This is a genomic window from Mesorhizobium sp. M7A.F.Ca.ET.027.03.2.1, from assembly GCF_003999175.1.
GTDB lineage: Bacteria > Pseudomonadota > Alphaproteobacteria > Rhizobiales > Rhizobiaceae > Mesorhizobium.
In genome coordinates this window covers 1-1298 of sequence record NZ_RZOM01001368.1, presented here as the reverse complement: position 1 = coordinate 1298, position 1298 = coordinate 1, and the positions used below count along the sequence as shown (strand labels likewise).

Sequence of the window (1298 nt, the reverse complement as noted above, 5' to 3'; positions counted from 1 at the left end):
CGTCGGGGCGGAAGGCGCCGCCATACTACCGGTGCAAGGCGTCGCCGGCTTCGGCACCTACGAAGCGGGTGCAGCGGCGGCGCTGCTCACCTCCGGCATTGCCATGAAGAGCGGCCTTCAGGCAGCGCTGGCATTGCATCTGTTCATCTTCTGCTCGGCAATCGCCACGGGTGCGATCGCCTGGCTGTTTCCCTCGAAATCGACGCTGCCGGGGAACCCGGCCGTCGGCCCTGCAAGGAAGCCATCCCTATGAGCGTATTGCCCATCCCTGCTTCGGGACTGCCTGACGGCGCGGTGATGCCGGACCATACACTGTCCATCGTCGTGCCCATGTACAACGAGGCCGAAAACGTCGAACCGCTCCTGGTGCGGATTCACCAGGCGATGGAACGCTACGGCCAGCCGTGGGAGGTCGTGCTGGTCGATGACGGCAGCACCGACGCGACGGTGAGCGAGATCAGGCGCCTGGCGGCGCATTACGGCCCGCATGTGCATGCGGTCGAGCTGGTGCGCAACTACAAGCAAACCGCCGCGATGCAGGCCGGTATCGACGCAGCGCGCGGCGACGTCATCGCCACGATCGACGGCGACCTGCAAAATGATCCCTACGACATTCCGCGTATGGTCTACCGCCTGTTGAGCGAGGATCTCGACCTGGTGGTGGGCTGGCGCAAGGATCGCCAGGAAGGGTTTTTCATGCGCAGGCTGCCCTCGCGCATCGCCAACGCGCTGATCGCGCGCGTCACCGGGGTGCGCCTTAAGGACTATGGCTGCAGCCTCAAGGTCTATCGCGGCAACGTCATCCGCAGCGTCAAGCTCTATGGCGAGATGCACCGCTTCATCCCTGCATGGCTGGCCACGGTGACGACCCCCAGACGCATCGCGCAGGAAGTGGTGACGCATCACGCCCGCATCCATGGCCAATCCAAGTATGGCATTTCGCGCACCTTCAGGGTCGTGCTCGATCTGGTGTTCATGTACTTCTTCATGCGCTATCGCACACGGCCTGGGCACTTCTTCGGCGGCATCGGCATCGTGCTTGGCGCGCTGGGTTCGCTGATCCTTGCCTACCTGCTTTGCCTGAAGCTGCTTTTTGCCGAAGACATTGGAACGCGACCGATGCTGTTCACCGGCTTCTTCCTGCTCATCGCCGGGGTGCAGATGGTGACGTCGGGCGTGCTGGCTGAAATGCTGGCACGGGTCTATCACGAAGCGAATGGAGCATCGGCCTATGTCGCGCGGCCGCAGCCGGCGCCCAGTGACAATGACGGCTGGCTCCGCCCGAGCCGGCCATCATG

At 63.8% G+C, this 1298-nt stretch carries 1 protein-coding gene and 1 pseudogene; both read left to right on the top strand.

Translation table 11 applies throughout. The features are described from left to right. Positions 1-253: pseudogene (locus tag EN750_RS34725) on the top strand (UPF0104 family protein); the annotation flags it as partial. Between the two features lie 44 nt (positions 254-297). Beyond that, on the top strand, positions 298-1298 hold a 1001-nt coding region (locus EN750_RS34720), incomplete at its 3' end, for a glycosyltransferase family 2 protein (protein ID WP_245481908.1).